The sequence below is a fragment of the Streptomyces sp. NPDC053079 genome, from assembly GCF_044546695.1.
GTDB lineage: Bacteria > Actinomycetota > Actinomycetes > Streptomycetales > Streptomycetaceae > Streptomyces.
In genome coordinates, this window is sequence record NZ_JBITZJ010000008.1 from 367804 (window position 1) to 380186 (window position 12383).

Below are 12383 nucleotides of genomic sequence, written 5' to 3' on the forward strand. Positions count from 1 at the left end.
AGCGTGATCGAGCACCGCTGAATGTTTGGTATTGTTTTCCATGTCGCCGCGGGGAACACCCCGCGAAGACAGACACCTGGTCCGGGTGGCGGAATGGCAGACGCGCTAGCTTGAGGTGCTAGTGCCCTTTATCGGGCGTGGGGGTTCAAGTCCCCCCTCGGACACCAGCGGGAACCCCAGCTATCAGCTGGGGTTCTTCTGTTTTCCCGGCCCTTTCGCGCCGGTGCCCCCCGGCGACCCCTCGTGCTGGCGTTCGACCCTGCGTAAGATCATCCGGATGACGCCCCAGAGCCCCCGCAGCGCCGCCCCGTCCGCCGCACCCTGCCGGGTCACCGTGTGCCGGGGTTGCTGCTGCGGCGACCCCGCGAAGGTGCCGGGCGTGGACCACGCGGGGCAGATCGCGCGGCTGCGGCGGGCCCTGGGGGATGCGGCGCCGGTGCGGGCCTCGGAGTGCCTGGACGTGTGCGACCAGGCGAACGTGGTGGTGGTGCAGCCGTCGGCGGCGGGGCGGGCGGCCGGGGGCCGGCCGGTGTGGCTGGGCCTGGTCAACGACGACGACGCGCTGGCGGACATCGCCGCGTGGGTGCGCTCGGGCGGACCGGGTCTGGCGGAGCCGCCCGGGGTGCTGGACCTGTACGAGTTCACCGTCTCGCGGCGGGTGGGGAAGGCGCTGGAGAGCTGAGGGCGCGTCCTCCCCCGGGCGTCACACCGCGCGGTGGCCGCGGCCCTTCTCCGCGGGCAGGTCCAGGGCGGGGTTGCGGTCGAAGAACCCCGTGGGCTTGAGGGAGAAGCCGGTGGGGTCGACCGGCATGACCGGCCACTCCTCCAGGCGCGGCAGGTGCGTGGGCCCGAAGGTGTGCCAGACGGTCAGCTCGGTGTTCTCCAGGTTCTCGCCGCCGGCGGTCCACTGCGGCAGCCCGGCACCCCCGGGGTGCTGGTTGGGGTAGTCGCCCGCCGGGTAGCGCCGGTCGGCGCGGTGGCGGGTGACCCACAGGTGCTTGGCGCCGTAGGCCGTGCGCCGGGCCACGGCCGAGTCGGGCCGGGCCAGGACGAGCGGCCCCGGCTGCGGTACGAGGGTGTAGGCGACGGGCTGTCCCATGCGGTTGTGCGAGCCGGGGTTGGTGATCCGCCAGCGCCGCCCCGCCGCGGGGTCGGCCACCCGGCCGCCGTCCGCGCTGTCGGCCAGGACGGTCGTGCGGGTGGTGAAGGCGTTGCCGGCGGGGTTGCCGGGGCCGGCGGGGACGGGGACGACGTCCACTTCCTCGACGGTGTTGGCGAGCCCGTCGACGGCTACGTCGAGCCGGACGCAGAACAGGTGCTGGTGGTACGGGGCGAGCAGGCCCGGCGCGACCTCGGTGCCGTGGGGCGAGCCGGCGCCGGGCTCGACGGCGGTGGTCTGCACCATGCCGGTGGACTTGGCCTCGAAGGCGATGGTGCCGTCCTGGTGGAAGTACCAGTAGAAGCCGTAGTCGTAGTTGCCGACGGTCGCGATGAAGGAGATGACCAGGCGGCGGGAGCGGCGGCTGTGGGCGGCGTTGTCGTTGAAGATGTCGGTGTGCTTCCACAGGAGGCCGTGGTCCTCCTCGTGGATGCAGATGGCGTTGGACAGGGTCTCGGGGTGGCCCGAGTCGTCGGCGACGACGGCGTCCAGGTAGCGGATCTCGCCGAGGCAGTCGCAGCCGAGCCGCAGGGCGTTGGCGTTGCGGCCCAGGGAGTACTCGCCGGCGTCGAGGAAGGCCACCCAGTTGCGGCTCTCCTCGGGCTCGCCGTAGGTGACGGCCATCTCGGCGAGGGAGGCGCGGTGCAGGACCGGCCGCTCCCTGCCGTCCTGCCCGTCCCGGTGGGTGATCCGGTGCAGGACGAGGCCCTCCCGCGCGTTGAAGTCGACGCGGAAGCTCCAGTTCTGCCAGGTCAGCAGGGGCCCGTCGAGCCGGAAGGACGGCCCCTCGGGCTGGGTGATCTCCAGCGGGCGCAGGTCGGTGCGGGGCGGGCCGGTGAACTCGGGCTCGTACCGGCCGCATTCGGTGGGTACGGGCACCGCTCCGGTGTCGATGATCCGTACGACGCGCCGCTCGATGACGTCGACGTCGGCCACGAGGCCGCCCACGGGGTGGGCCCAGGCGTTGTCGGTCGCGTCGCAGCGCAGCCAGGTCAGGCAGCGCAGCAGCCGGCGGCCGGGCCGGTCGAGCACGAGGTCGCCGGCCGCGAGCGGGGCGCAGACGGCCAGGCCGGTGTCGTCCACGCCGCGCTCGGCCATGGCCTTGCGCCAGCCGGGGTCGGCCTTCACGATCGCCTCGACGACCGGATACTCCTCGAACATGACCTGCGGCTGGCCGTCGGTGGCCACGTCCAGGGCGCGGTAGGAGAGCAGCAGGGCGCCGGTGACGTCGACGAGCGCCTCGGCGGCCGCGCCGGTTAAGGAGTCGAGCAGGGTGACGCGCAGCCGCCGTACGACGGGGTCGCCGGGCCGGTGGACGGCGGCGGTGTGCCGGTCGGGCTCGTCGAGCAGGACCAGCGGGAAGCGGGTGGACGGTGAGACCTTGCCCGCCTCCTCGAGCACGCGCCGGGCCGTCGCGATCTCGGCGGCGCTCAGCGGGTCGAGCGGATGGGGCGCGACGGCCGGGGAGCCGGAGGGGCAGCACGTCATGAGGAAACCTTTCTGGATGTCGTGGGACCGGTGGTTCCGGAGGGCTCCGTGGATGCCGCCTCCTTGGCGGCCTTCTCCAGCTGGAACGCCTCGTTGCCGAGCCCGATGCGGGCGTGCACCTGGGGGCGTACGGCCTTGAGCACGAGCCCGTAGCCGAGCCCGAGGACGACGGCCGCGCCGATCAGGCCGGGCAGGATCCAGGCCAGGACGCCGCCGGGGCCGGCGCCGAGCAGGACGTCGAAGTCCTTGACCGCGTAGCCGACGATGACCAGCAGGATCAGCCCGGCGGTCCCGGAGGCGATCAGCCGGGGCGCCTGGGCGCGGGCCGCGCCGCGGCGGACGAAGAAGACGATGACGGCGGCGCTGGCCGTGGCCATCAGGACGATGACGCCGAGCGCGCCGACGTTGCCCATCCAGGTGAACAGCCGCAGGACGGGCGCGGTCGGGTCGCCGTGGGGGCGGTCGTCGGTGAAGGCGAAGAGCGCGACGGCCAGCAGGGAGACAGCGCTCTGCAGCAGCGAGCCGTAGGCGGGCGCGCCGCTGGTCCTGGAGGTGCGGCTGACGGCGGCCGGCAGCAGGCCCTCGCGGCCCATGGCGAAGGCGTAGCGGGCGACGACGTTGTGGAAGCTGAGCATCGCGGCGAACATGCCGGTCACGTAGAAGAGGTGCATGACGTCGGTGAAGGTCGTGCCGAACCGTTCCTCCGAGAGGGCGAAGAGGAGGTTCGGGCCCTGCTTCTGCGCCAGCGCGATGATCTGCGAGGGCCCGGCGGCCACGCTCAGCGCCCAGGAGGCGAAGGCGAAGAACAGGGCGACGAAGCCGACGGCGAGGAAGGTCACGCGGGCGACGGCCACCTGGGGCCGGCTGGTCTCCTCGGCATAGACGGCGGCCTGTTCGAAGCCGACGAAGGAGGCGATGGTGAAGCACAGCGCGGTGCCCAGACCGGCGCCGGAGAGGGTGGCGGGGTCGAAGGCGTCGAGGGAGACACCGTCCGGGCCGGGGCTGCCGAGGGCCGCGGCGTCGAAGACGACGACCATGGCGCACTCGACGAGCAGGAGCACGCCGAGGACCTTGGCGTTGAGGTCCACCTTGAGCCAGCCGAGCGCGCCGACGAGGGCGACGGCGGCGAGTGCGGGCACCCACCAGGCGACGGCGATGCCGAGGTGCTTCCCGAGGAGCCCGGAGAGCTCGAAGCCGAAGATGCCGTAGATGGCGAACTGCATGGCGCTGTAGGCGACCAGGGCGACGACGGAGGCGGCGGCGCCCGCGGTGCCGCCGAGGCCGCGGGCGATGTAGGCGTAGAAGGCGCCGGCGTTGTGGACGTGGCGGCTCATCTCGGCGTAGCCGAAGCTGAAGAGTGTCAGGACCACGCCGAGGATGACGAAGAGCAGGGGCTGGCCGACGATGCCCATGGTCCCGTATGTGGTGGGCATGACGCCCGCGGTGACCATCAGCGGGGCGCTGGCGGCGACGACCGACAGCAGCAGGCCGGCCACTCCTATGCGGCCTGCGCGCAGGCGTCTCTCCTGCCCTTTGAAGGTGCTGATCTCGCTCGTGCTGCCCGTCGACATGGCGGGGCCGTCCTTCCCGTGGGGGTGAGCGGAGCCGGGGTGGTGCGGGTGGTGCGAGGCGGTGCGGGCCGCGGTTCAGGCGGCGCCGAGGGCGGCGCGGCGGGCGGCCCGGAAGCTCTTTCTGGGGTCCCGGTCGGGGTAGGACCAGGGGGCGTGCGTGGCGTGCGACCCGATGCGGGTGAGCAGCGCGGCGGCCTCGGCGGGCCGGCCCTCGTGCAGCTTGGCGTGGGCCAGGTAGTTGAGGTCGACCTTGCGTCGGGGGTGGGACGTGGTGCCCGCCGCGTCCGCCGTGTCCGCTGCGTCCTCATCGATGTCCCATTCGAGCCACCAGTCGAACGCGGCCTTCATCACCTGCCGGGCCCGGCGGGTGGACCAGTGTCCCGAGCGGGCGGGGTCGGCGGGCTCGAGTCCGGCGCCGGCCAGGACGCGGTAGCGCTCGGCGTGGGCGACGACGGGCAGCACGGCCAGCGGGGAGTCGGCGGGGGCCTGTTCGGCGGCCCAGGAGGCGAAGTCGTAGACCTCGTGCAGCGGGTCGTCGCGGTCGCCCTCCTGGCGTTCGGCCAGGCAGGCGGCCATCAGGTGGTGGGCGTGGTGGTGGTCCCGGTGCCGGGCGCGCACCTGGTCGAAGGCGCGCACGCGCTCGTCGTCGGTGCCGGTGCGGCGGGCGAGGAGGAGGATGGCGAGCCAGGGCGTCGGGTCGCGGGGGGCCATGCGGGCGGCGGTCAGGCACAGGGCGCGGGCGGCGTCGGGGCTGTCCTTGCCGTGCAGGGCGCGGACGACGGTGGAGCAGGCCAGGAGGGCGGCGGCGTCGGGGCTGTCGGGCTCGGCGAGCTGCCACTCCCGGGCCCAGGCGGCGCTGGTGGAGCCCTCGGCGAGGACGACGAGGCGGTGACCGCGGCGGTCCCAGTCGTCGCCGGTGCGGGCGAGCAGGGTGCGGGTGTCGGCCCAACGGCCCCGGATCAGCGCGTCGCGTACGGTCGCGAGTTCGCCGTCGTCCAGGGCGGGGTCGAAGTTCGGCCCGTCCTTGTTCCGGGGGCGGCCCAAGGGGGGTGGGGGCGTCATCTGCGGGGTTCCTCCACGGCGTACGTCCCCTCCGGGCGCCGGGTCGGGGGCGTCCGTGCGCATGCGTTCTCGATCACGCACAGCAAACCGGTAGTCACGGCTCCGAGTCAAGGCCGGTCTTGATGCTGACATTACGTCAAGTAACGTACCGTCAGCCCCAGTTGCCGAAAGGCCCCCGAGCGGGGGATGCGGAACGTCACGGGCATGCACACCTCTGCGAACTAGTGTTCGAAGAAGCCCGGGAATCGTCAACGCCCCGACCGGATGAAAGCCCTGAAAAGGGGTACTCGACCGCCACGTCGTCCCCTGCGGCGGCTATCGTCTGTGGTGTCAAGTCTCCGACGACCGCTCGGTCTTGAGGTGCGCGACGTGATGGTCTTCGCCTTCGCCGTGAGCGCGGCATGCTTCCTGGGTGTGGGGTTCGTCCTCCAGCAGGACGCCGCGCAGCGGGCCCCCATGAGCGACTTCCTCTCGCTGCGGCTGCTGCTGGACCTGGCCCGCATGCCGCGCTGGCTGGCGGGCATCGCGCTCATGGTGTGCGGCATGGCACTTGGCGCGATCGCGCTCGGCCGGGGCGAGGTCTCGCTGGTCGAGCCGCTGCTGGCGACGAACCTGCTGTTCGCGATGGCGTTCTCCCGATGGCGGACCAGAGCGCCGCTCGGGCTCACCGGCTGGGGCGGCCTGTGGCTGCTGGCGGGCGGGGTCGCCGCCTTCATCGTCGCGGGGCGGCCGCACGGCGGGCGCACCGTGACCGATCCGCTGCGCCACTGGCTGGTCGTCGGCGTCATGGTGGGTGGGGCCCTGCTGCTGGCGGCCCTGTCCAAGCGGGTGCGGATGAGCACGGAGGCGGCCCTGCTGGCGGTGGCGGCCGGGCTGCTCTACGGCGTGCAGGACGCGCTCACCCGGGTGTGCGGCGGCCTGCTGGGCCAGGGGTGGACCGTCCTGGCCACGAGCTGGCAGCCGTACGCGGTGGCGGCGCTCGGTGTGACGGCGCTGGTGCTGGTGCAGAGCGCCTTCGAGACGGCTCCCCTGCGGATGTCGCTGCCCGCCCTGACCGCCGCCCAGCCGCTGGCGGGGATCGCCTGCGGCGTCGGGTTCATGGGCGACCAGCTGCGGACGACGCCGGGGGCGCTGGCCGCCCAGGCGGCGGGCGTGGTGGCGATCGTCCTCGGGATCGTCCTGATCGGCCGGCATCCGGCCATGCCCTCGGGGACGGCGGCGCCCGGCCAGGTCCGCGACCTGCAGCCGCACTGACCCCCGGCTGGTTGGATGGCCCCATGACCGATCAGCAGCCGCTCGGGGCCGATGAGGTGCTGGACATCGTCGACGAGCACGACAGGGTGGTGGGGCAGGCGCCGCGGGGCGAGGTGTACGCGCGGAAGCTGCGGCACCGCTGTGTGTTCGTCCAGGCGCGGGACGCCCGGGGGCGGATCTTCGTGCACCGGCGCACCGCGCGCAAGCTCGTCTTCCCCTCGCACTACGACATGTTCGTCGGCGGGGTCCTCGGGACGGGCGAGTCCTACGACGGGGCCGCGCTGCGGGAGGCGGAGGAGGAGCTGGGTGTCAGCGGCCTGCCCGCCCCCACGCCGCTGTTCCGTTTCCTCTATGAGACACCCGAGCACAGCTGGTGGTCAGCGGTCTACGAGGTCCGCTTCGACCTTCCGGTCCGGCCCCAGGAGGAAGAGGTCGCCTGGTACGGCTTCCTGTCCGACGAGGAGCTGGGGGCCCGCCTGGACGACTGGCTGTGGGTGCCGGACGGGCTCGAGGCGTACCACCGGCTCGTAGAACACCGCGAGGCCCGGGGATAGCCCCCGGGCCCCGCTCGGCGGGCGGGCCGGCCCGCCCCGTACTCAGTCGACCGTGACGACGATCTTGCCTCGCGTGTGTCCCGCCGCGCTCAGGCGCTGGGCGTCGGCCGTCTTCTCCAGCGGGAAGACCTCGGCCACCTCGACCGACAGCACGCCCTGCTCCGCCAGGCGGCTGAGCGCGGTGAGGTCGGCGGTGTCGGGGCGCACCCACAGCAGGCGGCCGCCGAGGCCGGCGACGGCCGGGTCCGCGATGGAGACCAGGCGGGCGCCGTCCGCCGCGACCTCGGGCGAGGTCTCGATCGCCCCGCCGCCCACCAGGTCGAGGACCGCGCTCACGCCCTTGGGGGCCAGGGCCCGTACGCGCCCGGCCAGGCCCTCGCCGTAGGTGACGGGCTCGGCGCCCAGGGAGCGCAGGTAGTCGTGGTTGCGCTCGCTGGCCGTGCCGATGACGCGGGCGCCGAGGTGCCGGGCGAGCTGCACGGCCATGGTGCCGACGCCGCCGGCCGCGGCGTGGATCAGCACGGTGTCGCCCTCGCCCGCGCCCACCGCCTTCAGGGCCTGGTAGGCGGTCAGGCCCGCCAGCGGGATGCCCGCGGCCTGCTCGAAGGTGAGGTTGGCGGGCTTGGGCGCGAGCGTGCGCGCCGGGGCGGCCACGTACTCGGCGAACGTGCCCCGGGAGAGGAAGTCCTCCCGGACGTAGCCGATGACCTCGTCGCCCACCTGGAACTCGGGGGTGTCCGCGCCGAGCCCGACGACCACGCCGGAGACGTCCCAGCCGGGCACGACCGGGAAGACGGGCTCGATCATGCCGTCGAGGTAGCCGGCCTGCGCCTTCCAGTCGACGGGGTTGACGGCAGCCGCCTTGACCTTGATCAGGACGGCGTCGGGGCCGACCTTGGGCCGGGGGAGGTCGCCGTACTCGAGGACCTCGGGGCCGCCGTAGGTCCGGTAGCTGACAGCCTTCATCGTGCTGGCTCCTTTGATGCTGTGGGCGGTGTTCAGCGTGTGGCGGGTGCGGTTTCAGCCTGGGACGCGCCGGCCGGGCCCGCCACCGCTGCCGGCCGCAGGGTCCGGATCTTCCGCAGGCCCAGCCAGGCCACGGCGGAGACCAGCAGGAACGCGGTGCCCGCGATGACGAAGGTCAGCGTGAACTGGCTCTCCGCGGGAAGCTTGGGCGCGCCCGGCGGCAGGTGCTCGATGCTCTTGGAGGCGAGGACCGTGGTGATCATCGCGCTGCCGATGGCGCTGCCGGTCGAGCGGGAGATGGAGTTGATGCCGTTGGCGATGCCGGTCTGGTGGTGCGGGACGCTGGCGACGATCACGGCCGGCATGGCGGCGTAGCCGAGGCTGATGGCCGCGCCGACGAACATGCCGGCGGCGATCACGGAGAACGTGTGCTCATGGTCGAGGGCGATCCACACGAAGCCGGCGGTGCCGATCAGTGAGGCGAGCAGCAGCACCAGGCGCGGGCCCTTGTGGCGGACGAGCTGGCCGCCGACGGGGGCCGCGAGCAGCGAGACGATGGTGCTGGGCAGCAGGTACTCGACGGAGGCGCGCAGGACGCTGGCGTCGAAGCCGTAACCGGTGATCTTCGACGGCATCTGGACGAGGTAGGAGACACCGATGAAGAGGGCGAAGGAGCCGAAGCCTACGAGGAGGCCGGCGAGGTTGGCGAAGAGCACCGGGCGGTGGGCGAACATCTTCATGTCGACCAGCGGCTCGCGGACCTTGCGCTCGACCAGCGTCCACACCGCGGCCATCACGACGGCGCCGGCGAAGCAGCCGAGGGTGCGGGCGGAGGACCAGCCCCACTCGTGGCCCTGGGTGATGGGCAGCAGGAGCAGCACCAGGGTGGCGGCCAGGGTGAGGGCGCCGAGGACGTCGGTGCGTCCGCCGGTGGTCTCGCGGGTGGCGGGCACCAGGGTGACGACGGCGATCAGGGCGAGCGCGGCGAGGCCGGTGGCCAGCCAGAAGGCGCTGCGGTAGTCAGGGTCGTCACCGGAGGTGAGCAGGCCGGTGGCGACGAGCGCCAGGCCGCTGCCGAAGGCGAGGGTGCCGCTGACCATGGCCATCGCGCCGGGCAGCTTGGCCGGGCGGACCTCCTCGCGCAGGACGGACAGCGCGAGCGGGAAGATCGCGGTGGCGGCGCCCTGCAGGACGCGGCCGACGATCAGCCAGAGCAGGGAGTGCGTCACGGCCGCGAGGACGGATCCCGCGACCATCACGATCAGCACGCCGACCAGCGTCTTCTTCTTGCCGTGCTGGTCGCCGAAGCGGCCGAGCAGCGGGGTGAAGACGGCGGCGGAGAGCAGGGTCGCGGTGGTGACCCAGCTGACGTTGGCGGAGGTGGTCTCGAGGTCGTTCTGGATGAGGCCGAGGATCGGCACGACGAGGGTCTGCATCATCGAGACGACCATGGCGGCGAGGCTCAGGGCGAAGACGATGACGGTCTCGTTCCGCGTGCCGGCCGGTCCTGCGGGCGCTTGCGAGGTCATGAGGGGGTGGGGTTCCTTCGGGCTGCTTCTCGTTACTTCACGACATTGATGCTTGAGATCGTCAAGCAACTCACACCACGGTATGACCCAATACTTCACATAGTCAAGTTAATGATTTAAGCCATCAAGCTCTTTGAGTACACTCGACCCATGACCGGCCCGAACGCACCGCACCCGACCAAGGCCCAGCTCCTGGAGCTGGTGGCCGCACTCGGCACCGCCCAGTGGCAGGACTTCGCGGCCGCCGCCGCCCGCCACGGCCTCACCTCCGTCCAGGCCAAGCTGCTGGCCCAGCTCAAGGGCCCGGTGCCGATGCGGGGCCTGGCCACGCTGCTGGTCTGCGACGCCTCCAACGTCACCGGCATCGTGGACCGGCTGGAGGCGCGCGGCCTGGTGCGCCGCGAGCCCGACCCGGCCGACCGCCGCGTGAAGAACGTGGTCGCCACCGACGAGGGCCACGAGATCATCCGCCGGGTGCGGGCCGAGATGCAGGCCACACACAGCGCCCTCGACGCCCTGGACGAGGACGAGCGCGCCACGCTGTTCACCCTCCTCGAACGGCTGCGCCCCGGACTGGAGCACCGCGCCTGACACGCGCCTGACACGCGGCCCCACCTCCTCGCCCACGCCCTTCCGGCCGCCCGTATTCTGACGGTCGGTCGGATCCGCCCAGCCGTGCGGCGGACGGCAAGGGAGGCCATCGATGACCACGACGCACAGCAGCGTGCCCACCGACGGGACGGCGGCCACCGAGCCGTACACCGTCCCCCTCGCGCCCGGCGTGAGCGCCTTCATCCAGCCCGACGGCGGCTGGTGCCTGAACAACGCGGGCTTCGTGACCGACGGCGGCCGCACCCTGCTGATCGACACCGCCGCCACCGAGCGGCGCGCCCGTCTGCTGCGCGACGCCGTGGCCGCGAGCGGCGCGCCGCAGCCGCAGCTTCTGGTCAACACCCACCACCACGGCGACCACACCTACGGCAACTGCGTCTTCACGCCCGGGGCCACGGTCATCGGCCACACCGACTGCCGCCGCGAGACCCTCGCCTGCGGCCTGCAGCTGCACCAGGCCTGGCCCGGCGTCGACTACGGCGAGATCGAGGTCAGCGCCCCGAACCTCACCTACACCGACACGCTCACCGTGCACATCGGCGACATCGAGGTGCGGCTGATCCACCCCGGCCCCGCGCACACCGTCGGCGACACCATCGCCTGGCTGCCCGAGCAGGGCATCGTCTTCACCGGCGACCTCGTCTTCAACGGCGGCACCCCGTTCGTGATGATGGGCTCGCTCAGCGGCTCGCTGCGCGCCATGGAGACACTGCGCGCACTGGACGCGCAGACCGTCGTGCCGGGGCACGGCCGCGTGACCGACCCGGGCGTCTACGACACCGTCGAGCGCTACCTGGCTTACGTCGAGGAGCTGGCCCGCACCGCCCGCGCCGCCGGCCGCACCCCGCTGGAGGCCGCGCGCGAGGCGGACCTGGGCGAGTTCGCCGCCCTGCGCGAGAGCGAGCGGCTGGTCGCCAATCTGCACCGCGCCTACGCGGAACTGGACGGGCTGCCGCTGGGCTCGCCGCTGGACCTGATGCCCGTCCTCGGCGACATGACGCAGATGAACGGCGGCAAGCCCCTGCCCTGCCACGCGTGATCCGGCCGGGGTGACCCCTGGACGGCATACCGACTGGTCGGCATGATGAGGCCGGTCGTCATGCCGTCCGTCCACGGGACGTACGGCCGTTACGTTCACCTGCGCGTGGAGGGGCACTCGATGAGCAAGGACAACCTGCCGGGGCTCGACACGGAGCGGCTGCGCGCCCATCTGGAGCGGGAGCGCCCCGGGCTGGTCCGGGGAGCGCTGCGGGCCGAGCTGATCGAGGGGGGCCGGTCCAACCTCACCTACGCGGTGCGCGACGAGGGCGCCGGGCGCTGGGTGGTGCGCCGGCCCCCACTGGGGCACGTGCTGGCCACCGCACACGACATGCGGCGCGAGCACCGGGTGATCGGCGCGCTGCGCGGGACGGCGGTGCCGGTGCCCGAGGTGCTGCTGCTGTGCGAGGACGAGGACGTCATCGGGGCGCCCTTCTACGTCATGGAGTTCGTCGAGGGCACGCCCTACCGCACGGCGCGCCAGCTCACCGCCCTCGGCCCGGAGCGCACCCGCACGGTCGTGCTGGGCCTGGCCGACACGCTCGTCGCGCTGCACGCCGTGGACCCGCAGGCGGCCGGGCTGGCGAACTTCGGCCGGCCGGAGGGCTTCCTGGAGCGGCAGCTGCGCCGGTGGGGCAAGCAGCTGGAGGCCTCGCGCGGGCGCGACCTGGCCGGCATCGACGAGCTGCACCGCACGCTCGCCCGGGCGCTGCCCCACTCCCCCGCGCCCACCGTCGTGCACGGCGACTACCGCCTCGACAACGTCCTGGTCGGCGCCGACGACACGATCGCCGCGGTCCTGGACTGGGAGATGTCCACCCTCGGCGACCCGCTCACCGACCTCGGCCTGCTGATGATGTACAGCGGGCAGCGGGAGGTCCCCGGCTCCCCGCTCGCCACCACGCGCGGCGCTCCCGGCCACCCCGAGCCCGCCGAGATCGCCGAGCGCTACGCGGCCCGCTCCGGCCGTGACGTCTCGGCGCTGCCCTGGTACACCGCCTTCGCCTACTTCAAGCTCGCGGTGATCCTGGAGGGCATCCACCGCCGCTACACCCTCGGGCAGACGGTCGGCGACGGCTTCGACCGCATCGGGGAGCTCGTCCCGCTGTTCATCGGCAACGGACTCACCACCCTGCGGAAGGGCTGAGCG

11 protein-coding genes and 1 tRNA gene are annotated in these 12383 nt (G+C 73.0%); 7 read left to right on the top strand and 5 right to left on the bottom strand.

Features of this window, described 5'->3' with window-relative positions; translation table 11 throughout:
- Window positions 1–79 precede the first annotated feature (79 nt).
- A tRNA-Leu gene (locus tag ACIGXW_RS29405) sits at window positions 80–167 on the top strand.
- Window positions 168–277: 110 nt separating this feature from the next.
- Entirely contained in the window at window positions 278–682 is a 405-nt protein-coding gene (locus tag ACIGXW_RS29410; protein ID WP_360911590.1) for a (2Fe-2S) ferredoxin domain-containing protein, read from the top strand.
- Between the two features lie 21 nt (window positions 683–703).
- Here ACIGXW_RS29410 and ACIGXW_RS29415 read toward each other — a convergent pair whose 3' ends face one another.
- The 3 genes from ACIGXW_RS29415 to ACIGXW_RS29425 form a co-directional block, all read right to left on the bottom strand.
- Entirely contained in the window at window positions 704–2647 is a 1944-nt protein-coding gene (locus ACIGXW_RS29415; RefSeq protein WP_399575773.1) for a primary-amine oxidase, read from the bottom strand.
- Window positions 2644–4218, bottom strand: a complete 1575-nt coding sequence (locus ACIGXW_RS29420) for an APC family permease (protein ID WP_399575775.1) — start codon at window positions 4216–4218, stop codon at window positions 2644–2646. The genes ACIGXW_RS29415 and ACIGXW_RS29420 overlap by 4 nt, the downstream gene beginning before the upstream one ends.
- A 75-nt stretch (window positions 4219–4293) precedes the next feature.
- The gene (locus tag ACIGXW_RS29425) at window positions 4294–5280 is read right to left on the bottom strand and encodes a hypothetical protein (RefSeq protein ID WP_399575776.1); all 987 of its coding nucleotides are present in this window, start codon (window positions 5278–5280) and stop codon (window positions 4294–4296) included.
- Window positions 5281–5652: 372 nt separating this feature from the next.
- Between ACIGXW_RS29425 and ACIGXW_RS29430 the strand changes: the two genes are divergently transcribed.
- Together ACIGXW_RS29430 and ACIGXW_RS29435 are read left to right on the top strand one after the other, a co-directional pair.
- A complete protein-coding gene (locus ACIGXW_RS29430) occupies window positions 5653–6534 on the top strand; it encodes a DMT family transporter (RefSeq protein ID WP_071961955.1) in 882 nt (293 codons plus the stop codon).
- Between the two features lie 23 nt (window positions 6535–6557).
- Window positions 6558–7088, top strand: a complete 531-nt coding sequence (locus tag ACIGXW_RS29435) for an NUDIX domain-containing protein (protein ID WP_071961934.1) — start codon at window positions 6558–6560, stop codon at window positions 7086–7088.
- Between the two features lie 42 nt (window positions 7089–7130).
- On the opposite strand, the gene ACIGXW_RS29440 is transcribed toward ACIGXW_RS29435, so the two are convergent.
- Together ACIGXW_RS29440 and ACIGXW_RS29445 are read right to left on the bottom strand one after the other, a co-directional pair.
- Complete coding sequence (locus ACIGXW_RS29440) at window positions 7131–8054, bottom strand: NADP-dependent oxidoreductase (protein WP_399575777.1); 924 nt, start codon at window positions 8052–8054, stop codon at window positions 7131–7133.
- 32 nt (window positions 8055–8086) lie between these two features.
- Window positions 8087–9583, bottom strand: coding sequence for an MFS transporter (locus ACIGXW_RS29445; protein WP_399575779.1), 1497 nt, complete (start codon window positions 9581–9583; stop codon window positions 8087–8089).
- 150 nt (window positions 9584–9733) lie between these two features.
- Between ACIGXW_RS29445 and ACIGXW_RS29450 the strand changes: the two genes are divergently transcribed.
- From ACIGXW_RS29450 to ACIGXW_RS29460, 3 genes are all read left to right on the top strand, one after another.
- A complete protein-coding gene (locus tag ACIGXW_RS29450; protein ID WP_399575780.1) occupies window positions 9734–10174 on the top strand; it encodes a MarR family winged helix-turn-helix transcriptional regulator in 441 nt (146 codons plus the stop codon).
- A 112-nt stretch (window positions 10175–10286) separates the two neighbouring features.
- Window positions 10287–11234 (top strand): MBL fold metallo-hydrolase, encoded by a 948-nt coding sequence (locus ACIGXW_RS29455; protein WP_399575781.1) that lies wholly within the window; start codon window positions 10287–10289, stop codon window positions 11232–11234.
- A gap of 120 nt (window positions 11235–11354) precedes the next feature.
- Window positions 11355–12380, top strand: a complete 1026-nt coding sequence (locus tag ACIGXW_RS29460) for a phosphotransferase family protein (RefSeq protein WP_399575783.1) — start codon at window positions 11355–11357, stop codon at window positions 12378–12380.
- Window positions 12381–12383: the final 3 nt, after the last annotated feature.

Coding starts and splice junctions, on each gene's coding strand:
- ACIGXW_RS29435 (WP_071961934.1), top strand. CDS start 6,558: ATGACCGATCAGCAGCCGCTCGGGGCCGATGAGGTGCTGGACATCGTC.
- ACIGXW_RS29420 (WP_399575775.1), bottom strand. CDS start 4,218: ATGTCGACGGGCAGCACGAGCGAGATCAGCACCTTCAAAGGGCAGGAG.
- ACIGXW_RS29450 (WP_399575780.1), top strand. CDS start 9,734: ATGACCGGCCCGAACGCACCGCACCCGACCAAGGCCCAGCTCCTGGAG.
- ACIGXW_RS29455 (WP_399575781.1), top strand. CDS start 10,287: ATGACCACGACGCACAGCAGCGTGCCCACCGACGGGACGGCGGCCACC.
- ACIGXW_RS29415 (WP_399575773.1), bottom strand. CDS start 2,647: ATGACGTGCTGCCCCTCCGGCTCCCCGGCCGTCGCGCCCCATCCGCTC.
- ACIGXW_RS29440 (WP_399575777.1), bottom strand. CDS start 8,054: ATGAAGGCTGTCAGCTACCGGACCTACGGCGGCCCCGAGGTCCTCGAG.
- ACIGXW_RS29425 (WP_399575776.1), bottom strand. CDS start 5,280: ATGACGCCCCCACCCCCCTTGGGCCGCCCCCGGAACAAGGACGGGCCG.
- ACIGXW_RS29460 (WP_399575783.1), top strand. CDS start 11,355: ATGAGCAAGGACAACCTGCCGGGGCTCGACACGGAGCGGCTGCGCGCC.
- ACIGXW_RS29430 (WP_071961955.1), top strand. CDS start 5,653: ATGGTCTTCGCCTTCGCCGTGAGCGCGGCATGCTTCCTGGGTGTGGGG.
- ACIGXW_RS29410 (WP_360911590.1), top strand. CDS start 278: ATGACGCCCCAGAGCCCCCGCAGCGCCGCCCCGTCCGCCGCACCCTGC.
- ACIGXW_RS29445 (WP_399575779.1), bottom strand. CDS start 9,583: ATGACCTCGCAAGCGCCCGCAGGACCGGCCGGCACGCGGAACGAGACC.